Source organism: Micromonospora sp. CPCC 205554, from assembly GCF_036902745.1.
Lineage (GTDB): Bacteria > Actinomycetota > Actinomycetes > Mycobacteriales > Micromonosporaceae > Micromonospora > Micromonospora tulbaghiae.
The window spans coordinates 18,798-30,981 of sequence record NZ_JBAKHP010000024.1; the positions used below are offsets into that span (position 1 = coordinate 18,798).

8 protein-coding genes are annotated in these 12,184 nt (G+C 71.7%); 6 read left to right on the forward strand and 2 right to left on the reverse strand.

Going from position 1 to position 12,184, the window contains the following annotated elements; translation table 11 throughout:
- Positions 1–65: 65 nt before the first annotated feature.
- Both V6U82_RS24075 and V6U82_RS24080 read right to left on the reverse strand, forming a co-directional pair.
- Complete coding sequence (locus tag V6U82_RS24075; RefSeq protein WP_128137266.1) at positions 66–1,085, reverse strand: TAXI family TRAP transporter solute-binding subunit; 1,020 nt, start codon at positions 1,083–1,085, stop codon at positions 66–68.
- A complete protein-coding gene (locus V6U82_RS24080; protein WP_334464767.1) occupies positions 1,061–3,277 on the reverse strand; it encodes a TRAP transporter permease in 2,217 nt (738 codons plus the stop codon). Before V6U82_RS24080 ends, V6U82_RS24075 begins: the two co-directional genes overlap by 25 nt.
- A 1,032-nt stretch (positions 3,278–4,309) precedes the next feature.
- On the opposite strand from V6U82_RS24080, the gene V6U82_RS24085 reads away from it, so the two are divergent.
- The 6 genes from V6U82_RS24085 to V6U82_RS24110 all read left to right on the forward strand — a co-directional run bounded on the left by V6U82_RS24085 (position 4,310) and on the right by V6U82_RS24110 (position 12,071).
- Positions 4,310–5,401 carry a YihY/virulence factor BrkB family protein gene (locus V6U82_RS24085; protein WP_334464769.1) on the forward strand — a complete coding sequence of 364 codons (1,092 nt, stop codon included), beginning with the start codon at positions 4,310–4,312 and terminating at the stop codon, positions 5,399–5,401.
- Positions 5,402–5,629: 228 nt separating this feature from the next.
- Positions 5,630–6,808 carry an ROK family protein gene (locus V6U82_RS24090; protein ID WP_128137267.1) on the forward strand — a complete coding sequence of 393 codons (1,179 nt, stop codon included), beginning with the start codon at positions 5,630–5,632 and terminating at the stop codon, positions 6,806–6,808.
- A 238-nt stretch (positions 6,809–7,046) separates the two neighbouring features.
- Positions 7,047–8,615 carry a sugar ABC transporter ATP-binding protein gene (locus V6U82_RS24095; protein WP_334464772.1) on the forward strand — a complete coding sequence of 523 codons (1,569 nt, stop codon included), beginning with the start codon at positions 7,047–7,049 and terminating at the stop codon, positions 8,613–8,615.
- Entirely contained in the window at positions 8,612–9,700 is a 1,089-nt protein-coding gene (locus tag V6U82_RS24100; protein ID WP_334464774.1) for an ABC transporter permease, read from the forward strand. The genes V6U82_RS24095 and V6U82_RS24100 overlap by 4 nt, the downstream gene beginning before the upstream one ends.
- Positions 9,701–9,792: 92 nt before the next feature.
- The gene (locus V6U82_RS24105; RefSeq protein WP_128137270.1) at positions 9,793–10,845 is read left to right on the forward strand and encodes a substrate-binding domain-containing protein; all 1,053 of its coding nucleotides are present in this window, start codon (positions 9,793–9,795) and stop codon (positions 10,843–10,845) included.
- 53 nt (positions 10,846–10,898) lie between these two features.
- The gene (locus V6U82_RS24110) at positions 10,899–12,071 is read left to right on the forward strand and encodes a Gfo/Idh/MocA family protein (protein WP_436837006.1); all 1,173 of its coding nucleotides are present in this window, start codon (positions 10,899–10,901) and stop codon (positions 12,069–12,071) included.
- Positions 12,072–12,184 lie beyond the last annotated feature (113 nt).

Consider the following 12,184-nt stretch of genomic DNA (forward strand, 5'->3'; position numbering starts at 1 on the left):
GGGGTCTCCGGGTCGGGTCGGTGGGCCGGGGCCCGGACGCGCGTCCGGGCCCCGGCCCGTTCGGGTCAGCTCGCGCCGAGGTCGCTCAGCGCACGCTCCGCGCCGCGGTGCAGCGGCACCGGGTCGGTCTTGCGGGCGTTGCCCAGCTCGATGCCCTTCGCCGCCGGGTTCGCCTGGGCCAGGGCGTCCTTGGACTCGAACACCGTCCGGGTGATCGCGCAGGCCACGTCGGCGTCGAGGTTGTCGCGCACCAGCAGCACGTTCGGCACCACGATGGTGGGCACGTCGCCCGGGGTCCGGTAGATGTCCTTGCCGATGGTGCCCGCCTGGTACGCCGGGTTCAGCTCGGCCATCTTCGGCAGCAACGGGCTGATGTCGACGAACTTCACCTTGTCGCCGGACGTGGTGAACAGGTCGGTGACCCCGCCGGTCGGCACGCCGCCGGACCAGAAGAAGCCGTCGATGCTGCCGTCCTTCATGCCGTCGACGGTCTTGGTGAGGTCCAGCCGCTGCGCCTGGATGTCCTTGGCCGGGTCCAGCCCGGCGGCGGTGAGCAGCCGGTTGGCGATGACCTCGGTACCGGACTTGGGTGAGCCGGTGGAGATCTTCTTGCCCTTCATGTCGGCCACCGACGTGATCCCCGCGTCGGCGCGGACCACCACCTGCGTGTAGTTGTCGTAGATCCGGGCCAGCGCCTTGACCGGCTGAGGCGCGGTGAAGCTCCCCTTGCCCTGCACCGCGTTGACAGCGGTGTCGAACAGCGAGAACGCCACGTCGTACTGGCCGGCGACGAGCTGCTCCACGTTCTGCACCGAGGCGCCGGTCTCGGCGGCCGTCCCGGTGAGCTTGCCGTCGGTGGTCTTGCTCAGCTCACCGGCGAGCGCGTTGCCGACCACGTAGTAAACGCCCGTGGCGTTGCCGGTGGCGATGCCGACCCGGGTGTCCTTGGTGACCTTGCAGCTGACCTCGCGGGCGGCGTCGTCCTTCGCCGCGCCGTCCTGACGGCCCCCGCAGCCGGCGGCGCCGGCGGCGACCAGGACCAGTGCCCCGACACCCGCCACTATCCTCGCGTCGATCCGTCCCACTCTCTCTCCTCCCCAAGGTCCACGGATTCTTCGACCGCCGGGCGGCCGGCGTGCCCGGCGGCGCCACGTCGGACGTACACGCCCGCGACCGCGAGCGCGGCGAGCGCCGCGCCGATCGCCATGGGCAGTGGTTCCAGCCAGAGCAGCACCAGCCCGGCGACCGCGCCGACGATCCGCTCCGGCACGCCGGCCGGGCCCACACCGGGTAGCCAGCCGCCGGCCGCGACCGCCAGCACCGCCACGCCGAGCGCCGACACCAGGCCGGCCGTCACGATCCGCCCGGGCCCGCCGATGCCGAGCAGCCCGAGGCCGGTCGGCGTGATCACGAAGGCCAGCGGGATCAGGTACGCCGGCAGCGCGTACCGCAGGGTCTGCCACATGGTCGGCACCAGCCGGCCGCCGGTGACGGCGGCGGCGGCGACCGCTGCCAGCGCGGTCGGCGGCGAGACCTCGGACAGCACCGCGAAGTAGAAGACGAACATGGCCGCGGCGGGCGCCTCGACGCCCAGGTTGAGCAGCGCCGGGCCGATGATCACCCAGCCGATGACGAACGAGGCGGTGACCGGCACGGCGAGACCGAGCAGGCTGAGCGCGACGGCGGCGAGCACGGCGGTCAGTGCCAGCACCACGGCCGGCTCCGAGCTGACCGCCTGCGCGCCGTCGATCAGCAGCGCGGCGGCCTGCGGCCCGAGGCCGGTCTTCGTGGTGGTGGCGGTGATGATGCCGGCCGCGGCACAGACGGCGCTCACCGCGAGCACCCCGCGTACGCCGTCGCGCAGCGCCGCCACCAGCCGGGCCGGTGTGAGCCGGTGCCGGCGGTCCAGGAAGGACAGCACGGCCGCGATCGCGGTGGCGATGACCACCGCGCGCATCGCCGACGCGCCGAGCGCCAGCACCACGATGATCACGAAGAGCGAGAGGAAGTGGTAGCCGAAGCGGGCCAGCAGCCGCCACGCCGAGCCGGTGTCGATGACCACCGGCCGCACGCCGGAGCGCCGGGCGTCGATCTCGACGGAGAGCAGGATGCCCAGGTAGTAGAGGATCGTCGGCACCGTGGCCCAGCCGAGCACCTGGAGGTAGGACACGCCCAGGTACTCGGCGATGATGAACGCGGCGGCGCCGAGCGTCGGCGGCGACAGGATCGCCCCCACACCCGCGGCGGCGAGCATGCCGCCCGCCCGCTCGGCCGGGTAGCCGGCGCGGCGCAGGATCGGCCAGGTCACCGCGCCGATGCTGACGGTGGTGGCGGCGCCGGAGCCGGAGACGGTGCCGAGCAGGAAACCCGAGGCGACAGCGGTGCGCCCGGCGGCCGTGCGGGAACGGCGGAACGCGGCGGCGGACAGCTCCACGAAGAACCGGCCCGCGCCGGACAGGTCGAGCACCGCGCCGTAGATCGTGAACAGCACGATGTACGAGGCGGCCACGTCCAGCGGGGTGCCGTAGAAGCCGCTGTCGGAGTTGTAGAACGCGTCGACGAGCTGCCCGAAGTCGAGCCCCGCGTGCGCCACCGGCCAGGCCTGCGGCAGCAGCCCGCCGTAGTAGCCGTACCCGAGGAACAGCACGCAGACCGCCGGCAGGATCCACCCGGTGGTGCGCCGGCACGCCTCCAGCAGCAGGAGCAGCAGACCGGTGCCGAACGCCACGTCCAGCGGATCCAGCAGGCCCTGCCGGTCGAGGAAGGCGTCGTACCCGCCGCCACCCGCGCCGATGGTGACCGGCAGCACCGGGTAGAGGCAGACCACGAGCGCCGCGAGGGCCAGCAGCCAGTCCACGGGCGTCGGTCCGCGCCGGTCGTCCGCGTCGGTCTCGGCGCGGCGCAGCCGCACCCCCGAGGGGTACGCCAGGAACACCACCGGCAGTACGCCGGACAGGAAGAAGATCAGGTAGTACTTGCTGCCCTGGGCCAGCGGGAAGAACACCTGCCAGAGCGTCAGCAGCCCGACCGCCACGGTGATGCCGGTGAAGAGGACACCGACCGGTCCGGCGAGCACGCGCCCCGGCTTCTCCTCCTCGAACCGGGCGGCCAGTTCGCGGGCGTCCTGGTGGGCCTGTTCCTTGTCGCTTCCGCTCTCGCCCGGGGTGTGGTCCTCGGCTCGGCTGTGGTGGTGCGTCTCGCCCGGCCCGTCGTCGGCCCATTCGGGCCCGGCGACGCTTCCGTCGTCCGGCGGCAGCGACACCACCTCGGCGTCCACGTCGGACCCCGGTCGTCCGCCGGACGGCGGCCGGGGTTTGGGGGGAGTCGCGTCGGAGGGGCGAACGGGCGGCACGAGGGGGCACGATACGCGAATAGCGCGCATGTTGGGAACATTGCCGATCGTGATTGCAATGAGTGACGGAATGGAGGTTCACTCACTCGTGTCACATATTTCTTGAAACTGTTTCGCGATGGCCGGAGGTGGTCTCTCTCGGCTCTCTCCCGATATCGCTTACAACGATGAAGAATAGACGCGACCGGGACGCTTGCCGTCACGCAACGTGTCCACCGAGGTGAGTGAGTCTTCCGCGGCGGCTCGCGCGGACGGCGCCCGTCGCTCCGGTTCGCACCGGGTGGTGCGCGCTCGTGCCCGCCGTGCTCGGTCGGTCGCTGAATGGCCGGAAAGCGTGTTCGCCGTCTCGCGTTTCCACGATCAGCCCCACTTCGCCGAGGTGGTGGCATCAGGCAACGTCTCGTTGTCACTTCAGTGCCCCGATCCTCGTCGCCTGCGCGCCGCGCCTCGTTGACGCGCCAGTCGGCGAACAGCCGGTGATCGGCCACGTGGTGAGTGGAACGTCATGGGTGCTTCCGGCCCCGTTTGACACCCATAAAGTTCCACTCGTCGTGACGATCGTCCCGAACTCGGCGATCGGCGGTCGCGGTGAACGACGGCTCGCCGGGATCTCGGGCGGGAGCGCGGTGGGCACCGACGGGAGTGCTGCCCCCGCCGCCTCTGCTCTGCATCCATCGGCGCACATGGTTACGGACCGTGTCTGTCGCGCACGTGGCTGCAGAGCAAAGGCGGCGGGGGCGAAGGTGCCGCCGGAGGAGATGGCGGCAGGGTGTGGGCGGTGGCGGCACCGGTGACTGCGACGAAGCTGAGGGCAGGGCGCGACCGCCGAGTGGGGCCGGCAGGGGAGTGGGCGGAGACCGGGCGCCGGCGGCGGAGTGGCCGGTTTGCGGGTGCGGTGGTTATCGCTGCCCTCGTCAGGGCATGTCGTGCGGGACGACATGACGACGAGGAGGTGCCATGGCCGCCCGCGACGACGCCCACGACGTCCACGACGACACCCGCGACGGGCGCGACGACGCCCCCGCTGCGCGCGACGACACTCTCGCCGGGCGGGACCGGCCCGACCGGCGGGAGCGCACCGGGCCGGTGGGGCCGGACGACGGGCCGGACAGCCCGGCCGACCTGTCGGCCACCGGCTGGATGGCGACCCTCAAGCGGACCGTCCGGGAGTTCCAGGACGACAGCCTGACCGACTGGGCCGCCGCGCTCACCTACTACGGCGTGCTCTCAATCTTCCCCGGCGTACTGGTGCTGATCTCGCTGCTCGGCCTGCTCGGCGACCGGGCCACCGAGGGGGTACGGGACACCGTCGGGCAGGCGGTGCCGGAGGAGAACATCCGCCGGATCATCGAGAGCGCGATCGACCAGGCCGGCCAGTCCGGCGGGCTGGCGAGCATCGCGGCGGTCGTCGGTCTGGTGGCGGCGTTCTGGTCGGCCTCCGGCTACATCGCCGCGTTCATGCGCGCCTCCAACAGCATCTACGACGTGCCGGAGGGACGGCCGATCTGGAAGACGCTGCCGGTGCGCCTCGGCGTGACCGCGGTGATCGGCGTGATGCTGCTGATCAGCGCCGTGATCGTGGTGTTCACCGGTGGGCTGGCCGAGCAGGCGGGAAACGCGATCGGGCTCGGCGAGACCGCCGTGACGGTGTGGAACATCGCCAAGTGGCCGGTGCTGCTGGTGCTGGTGAGCCTGATGTTCGCGATCCTCTACTGGGCCTCGCCGAACGCCCGGCACGGCGGCTTCCGCTGGGTCAGCCCCGGTGGCGTGCTCGCGGTCGTGCTCTGGCTGGTGGTGTCCGGCCTGTTCGCGCTCTACGTCAGCAACTTCGGCTCGTACAACAAGACGTACGGCGCGATCGCCGGCGTGATCATCTTCCTGGTGTGGCTGTGGCTGAGCAACGTCGCCATCCTGCTGGGCGCGGAGTTCGACGCCGAACTGGAGCGCAGCCGGGCCATCGCGGCCGGGCACCCGGCCGACGAGGAGCCTTACGTCGAGCTGCGCGACGACCGCAAGCTGCGCAAGAAGGGCCGCGCACCCTCCCGCTGACGCCGAGAACGCATCTGACCCCCGAGAACGCGTCGCCCCGCCCGGAAGAACCACGGGCGGGGCGATGCGTTTTCATGATCCGGAACTCGCTTTTGTTCGTATGGACAAAAGTTTGCATCAGACGTGCCGAAGCTATGGACATGCGGCCCGGAAGGCTCCTACTGTGTCGGACACAACACACATCGCCGTCGTCGATGTGACGGACTTCCGATGCGGAGGTGACTGCCGGTGCGGACGGTCGACCCCCTGCACGTACGGCTCCTGCGGCTGCTCCGGGACGAGGGCGCGGTGTCCCGCGCCGAGCTCGGCGACCGGCTCCAGATGCCCCGCCCGCGCCTGCTCGCCGAGCTGGAACGCCTCGTCTCCCTCGGGTACGTCGCCGAGGCCGGGCTTGCCGCCTCCCGCGGCGGGCGGCGTTCCACCCTCGTCGAGCTGAGCCCGCACCTGCGGTTCGCCGCCGTCGACCTGGGCGCCAGCTCGATCGACGTGGAGGTGGTCAACGGCCGGCTGGAGACGGTGGCCGCCTACACCGAGGCCGCCGACATCCGCTCCGGACCGAAGGTGACGCTCCAGCGGGTGAACGAGCTGCTGCACAAGGCCAAGGTGGACGGCGCGTACGAGCGGCTCGACGCTGTCGGCATCGGCGTACCGGGGCCGGTGAGCTTCCGCGACGGCGTTCCGGTCTCCCCGCCGATCATGCCGGGGTGGGACCGGTTCCCGGTCCGTGAACTGCTCACCCGCGAGCACGGGTGCCCGGCCGTGGTCGACAACGACGTCAACATCATGGCGATCGGCGAGCGGCACGGCGGCGTGGCCCACTCCGTCGACGACTTCCTGTTCATCAAGATCGGCACCGGTATCGGCTGCGGTATCTACCTGCACGGCGAGGTCTACCGGGGCACCGACGGCTGCGCCGGGGACATCGGCCACATCCAGGTCGACCCGAACGGCCCGATGTGCTCCTGCGGCAACCTCGGCTGCCTGGAGGCGGTGTTCAGCGGCGCCGCGCTGGCCCGGGAGGCGACAGTCGCGGCCCGCACCGAGGTGTCCCCGGCGCTGGCCGAGCGGCTGGCGGCCCGGGGCGTGGTGACCGCGCTGGACGTGGCGCAGGGGGCGATCGAGGGGGACGTCACCTGCATCCAGCTCATCCGCGACGGCGGCCGGCGGGTCGGCAGCGTGCTGGCCGGGCTGGTCAGCTTCACCAACCCGTCGATGATCGTCATCGGTGGCGGGCTCGCCCAGCTCGGCCACATCCTGCTCGCCGAGATCCGCAGCGTGGTCTACCGCCGGTCGCTGCCGCTGGCCACCGGCAACCTGCCCGTCGTCCTGTCCGAGCTGGGCCCGCGCGCCGGCGTCGCCGGCGCCGCCGTGCTCGCCAGCGACCTCGCGTTCGGAGAAGCAGCGTGAGCGCGAGGAGTGAGCCGGTTTTGCGAGCCCCGCAGTCGCGAACGAAGGCGGGCTCGGTGAGCGCGAGGAGTGAGCCGGTTTTGCGAGCCCCGCAGTCGCGAACGAAGGCGGGCTCGGTGAGCGCGAGGAGTGAGCCGGTTTTGCGAGCCCCGCAGTCGCGAACGAAGGCGGGCTCGGTGAGCGCGAGGAGTGAGCCGGTTTTGCGAGCCCCGCAGTCGCGAACGAAGGGCGGTGCAGCGTGAGCGACACCGGAAAACCACTGGTCGAGGCGCCCGCGGACGCCGTCGCGGGCGAGGTGGTCCTGCGCCTCACCGACGTCGTCAAGACGTTCCCGGGGGTACGCGCGCTCGACGGCGTGCAACTGGAGGTGCGGGCCGGCGAGGTGCACTGCCTGCTGGGGCAGAACGGTGCCGGCAAGTCCACACTCATCAAGGTGCTGGCCGGGGTGCACCGGCCGGACTCCGGCGAGGTGGTCTGGCGGGGCGAGGCGGCGGCGTTCGCCAATCCGCAGGCCGCCATGCGCGCCGGCATCGCCACCATCTACCAGGAACTCGACCTGGTCGACGACCTGTCGGTGGCGGAGAACGCGTTCCTCGGCCACGAGCCCCGCCGGTTCGGCTTCGTCCGGCGCGGGCACATGGCCCGGCGTACCCGGCAGATCCTGGCCCGGCTCGGCCACCCGGAGATCCCGCCGGGGCGGCTGGTACGGCACCTGCCCGCGGCGGGCAAGCAGATCGTCAGCATGGCCCGGGCGCTGTCCCACGAGGCCCGGCTGATCATCATGGACGAACCCAGCGCGGTACTGGCCCACGACGAGGTGGCGAACCTGTTCCGGATCATCCGGGAACTCACCGCGCAGGGCATCGCGGTCATCTACATCTCGCACCGGCTGGAGGAGATCCGCGAGATCGGCGACCGGGTCACCGTACTCAAGGACGGCCGGACCACGGCGGCGAGCCTGCCGGCCCGCGAGACCCCGACCCGCGACCTGGTCGCCCGCATGACCGGGCGGACCATCGAGTACGTCTTCCCGCAGCGCCCGGCCGACCACGGGGGTGGCGCGGAACTGCTGCGGGTGGAGGGGCTGACCCGGCACGGCGAGTTCGCCGACGTCTCGCTCGGGGTCCGGGCGGGGGAGATCGTCGGCATCGCCGGCCTGGTCGGTTCCGGCCGCTCGGAGCTGCTGGAGACCATCTTCGGCGCGCGCCGGGCGCACGCCGGGACGGTCCGGGTGGACGGCCGCGCGTTGCGTCCCGGCAGTGTGGGCGCGGCGGTACGGGCCGGGATGGGCATGGCGCCGGAGGAGCGCAAGAGCCAGGCGCTGCTGCTGGGCGAGCCGATCTACCGCAACGTCACGCTCGCCACGTTCAGCCGGTACGCCCGCCTGGGCTTCACCGACGCCGGACGGGAACGTGCCGAGGCGGACCGGATCGCCGCGTCGCTGGAGCTGCGGCCCCGGGACGTACGCCGGCCGGTGCGCACGCTGTCCGGCGGCAACCAGCAGAAGGTGGTGGTCGGCCGGTGGCTGCTCGGGGACACCCGGCTGCTGCTGCTCGACGAGCCGACCCGGGGCGTGGACGTGGGCGCCCGCGCCGAGCTGTACCAGGTGATCCGCGATCTGGCCGCCCGCGGCGTCGGGGTGCTGCTGGTCTCCAGCGAGGTGCCCGAGGTGCTGGGCCTGGCCGACCGGGTGCTGGTGATGCGGGAGGGCCGGGTGGTCCGCGAGGCACCGGCCGGCGAACTGGACGAGAACACCGTGCTCGACCTCGTCATGGCGGGGTCCCTCATGGAAGGCGCACCGGCATGAGCGACGTTACCGACACCTCGCTGCCCGTGCAGTCGCCGCCGGTGGAGCGGGCGGAGACCGCGAAGGTCGACGCGCCGGCGAAACTCTCCTGGTGGCGCGGCGAGGGCGGGGAGGGCGTCAAGCGCAACCTCGGCCTGCTCGCCACGCTGGTCGTGCTCGTGGTCATCGGCATCCTGACCCGCCCCGACCTCTACGGTGACCCGAACTGGGTGTGGGGCAACACGCTCACCATCCTCAAGCTCGCCTCGGTGGTCGGCGTGGTCACCGTCGGCATGACCTTCGTGATCATCGGTGGTGGCATCGACCTGTCGGTCGGCGCGATCGTCGCGCTCGCCGGGGTCTGGTGCACCACTGTCGCCACGCAGAGCTACGGCGCGGGCGGCATGATCTTCACCGCGCTCACCGTCGGGCTCGCCGTCGGCGTGGTGAACGGGCTGCTCGTGTCGTACGGGCGGCTGGTGCCGTTCATCGCCACGCTCGCCATGCTCGTGGCCGCGAGAGGGCTGGCGGCGGAGATCTCCGACAAGCAGACCCAGGTGTCGGGCAACACGTTCATCAACGGCATCGCCAGCACGAACGTGCTCGGCATCCCGCTGCTGGTCTACATCCTGGTGGCGGTGGTGGCGGCCGGTTGGGTGCTGTTGAACCGGACCACGTTCGGCCGCCGTACGGTGGCGGTCGGCGGCAACCCGGAGGCGGCCCGGCTCGCCGGCATCAACGTCCGCCGGCACACGGTGCTCCTCTACGCGCTGTCCGGCCTGTGCTGCGGCATCGCCGCTGTCATGCTCACCGCGCAGGCCACCTCCGCGCAGGCGGCGATGGCCAATCTCTACGAGCTGGACGCGATCGCCGCCGCGATCATCGGCGGCACGCTGCTCAGCGGCGGGCGGGGCACGATCATCGGCTCCCTGCTCGGGGTGATCATCTTCTCCACCATCACCAACCTGTTCGCCATCAACAACCTCTCCGCCGAGGCCCAGAACATGGTCAAGGGCGGCATCATCGTCGCCGCCGTCCTGGTCCAGCAGGTGCAGTTCGGCAGCCTCACCCAGTTCCTCGCCCGCAACCGGGCCACCACCACCTGACCCCACCGCGTACATCCCGGCTGCCGTCGTACCGACTGTGGTCCGGCCCGCCACACCCGAAACCACCCCACCACCTCATCCCAGGAGGCGTCATGAGAACACCGCGCCATGACCTGTCCCGCCGCCGGCTGCTCTTCGGCGGGGCCGCCGTCTCCGCCGGGGTGCTGCTCGCCGGCTGCACCAGCAACGAGCAGAGCCCGACCGAGGCGCAGACCAAGGCGGCCGGTTCCGGCGCCAACACCGAGCCGGGCAAGAAGGTGAGCATCGGCTTCTCCGCCCCGGCCGCCGACCACGGCTGGATCGCCGCCATCACCAACAACGCCAAGGCGCAGGCCGGGGCGTACCAGGACGTGGAGCTGAAGTCGGTCGAGGCCGGCGCGGACGCGGCGGCCCAGCGGGCGGCGCTGTCCACGCTGATCTCGCAGAAGCCGGACGTGATCGTGCTGCTGCCGCACGACGGCAAGGAACTCAACGCGTTCGGCCTGGAGGCCATGAAGGCCGGCATCCCGGTGGTCAACCTGGACCGCGCCTTCCCGGACGCGCGCGCCTACCGGCTGCAGATCAAGGGCGACAACTACGGCATGGGGGTGGCCGCCGCCACCTACATCGCCGAGCAGCTCAAGGCCAAGGGCGTGAGCAACCCGGTGATCGGCGAGATCCCCGGCATCGAGTCGCTGGAGCTGACCCAGGAACGGTCCAAGGGGTTCGCCGACACGCTCGCCTCGTACGGGTTCAAGGTCGCCAACCGGCGGCCCGCCGAGTTCACTGTCGACTCCGGGCAGCAGGCCGCCACCGGCCTGTTCCAGGCGCTGCCGAAGATCGACGCGGTCTGGAACCACGACGACGACCAGGGCATCGGTGTGCTCGCCGCGGTCAACCAGGCCAACCGCAAGGAATTCATCATGGTCGGCGGCGCCGGGTCCAAGAAGGCCATGGAGGACATCGCCGCCGACAACACGGTCCTCAAGGCCACAGTCACCTACAGCCCTTCGATGGCCTCCTCGGCCATCTCCCTGGCCCGCCTGATCGGCCAGGGCAAGGGCATGTCCGACCTGGTCGAACTCCAGGTACCGAAGGAGATCGTGCTCGCCTCCGAGACGATCACCAAGGAGAACGCGAGCGACTACCTGAAGCTCGGGTTCTGACACACGGGGGGAGACCCACCTTGTCCAGTCACGACAGCATCCTGCGCGTCGGCATGGTCGGCTACGCGTTCATGGGCGCCGCGCACTCCCAGGCGTGGCGCACCGTGAACCGGGTGTTCGACCTGCCGGCGCGGGTGCGGATGGCGCTCGTCTGCGGCCGGGACGAACCGAAGGTGGCCGAGGCCGCCGACCGGCTCGGCTGGGACGGCTACACCACCGACTGGCGGCGGCTCGTCGAGTCCGACGAGATCGACGTGGTCGACATCTGCACGCCGGGGGACAGCCACCGCGAGATCGCACTCGCCGCGCTCGCCGCGGGCAAGCACGTGCTGTGCGAGAAGCCGCTGGCGAACAGCGTCGCCGAGGCCCGGGAGATGACCGAGGCCGCGGCCCGGGCGCGCGAGTCCGGGGTCCGCGCGATGTGCGGCTTCAACTACCGGCGGGTGCCCGCTGTCGCCCTGATGCGGCAGCTGGTGGCCGACGGGCGGATCGGCGAGATCCGGCACGTCCGGGCGACCTACCTCCAGGACTGGATCGTCGATCCGCAGTTCCCGCTGGTGTGGCGGTTGCAGAAGGACAGGGCGGGCTCCGGGGCGCTCGGTGACATCGGCGCGCACATCATCGACCTGACCCAGTACGTCACGGGTCAGCTCGTCAGTGGCGTCAGCGCGCTCACCGAGACGTTCGTGCGGCAGCGGCCACTCGTCGCCGGGTCGAGCGGCCTGGCCGCGCAGGCCGACGGCAACGGCAGCGCCACGGGGCAGGTGACCGTGGACGACGCGGCGGTCTTCGTGGCCAGGCTCGACGGGGGAGCGCTGGCCACGTACGAGGCGACCCGGTTCGCCACCGGCCGCAAGAACGCCCTGCGGGTCGAGATCAACGGCTCGCGCGGCAGCGTCGTGTTCGACCTGGAACGCCTCAACGAGCTGGAGTTCCTGGACGCCACCCGCCCTGCCGCCGAGCAGGGCTTCAGCCGGATCCTGGTGACCGAGCCGGACCACCCGTACCTGGACGCGTGGTGGCCGCCCGGCCACATCATCGGCTACGAGCACTCCTTCACCCACCAGGCGCGCGACTTCGTCGAGGCGGTCGCCACCGGCGCCGACCCGGCCCCGTCGTTCGCCGACGCGCTTCAGGTCCAGCTCGTGCTCGACGCGGTGACCCGCTCGGCCGAGCGGGCCGCCTGGACGGAGGTGGAGCCCGCTCTGGCCGAAGCTTCCGCCTGACCCGACGCGCGGGCCCCGCGGGGTCCGCCGACACTCACCGGCGCCGGCCGGCGAGGGCCCGCCGCGGTTGCGCCCCGCGGCGGGGACGAGGCCGGCTCCGGGGAGCGTGCCGC

What these genes read in the sequence shown, in the direction of transcription:
- V6U82_RS24085 (WP_334464769.1), top strand. Translation starts at nt 4,310, where the DNA reads ATGGCCGCCCGCGACGACGCCCACGACGTCCACGACGACACCCGCGAC.
- V6U82_RS24100 (WP_334464774.1), top strand. Translation starts at nt 8,612, where the DNA reads ATGAGCGACGTTACCGACACCTCGCTGCCCGTGCAGTCGCCGCCGGTG.
- V6U82_RS24105 (WP_128137270.1), top strand. Translation starts at nt 9,793, where the DNA reads ATGAGAACACCGCGCCATGACCTGTCCCGCCGCCGGCTGCTCTTCGGC.
- V6U82_RS24110 (WP_436837006.1), top strand. Translation starts at nt 10,899, where the DNA reads ATGGTCGGCTACGCGTTCATGGGCGCCGCGCACTCCCAGGCGTGGCGC.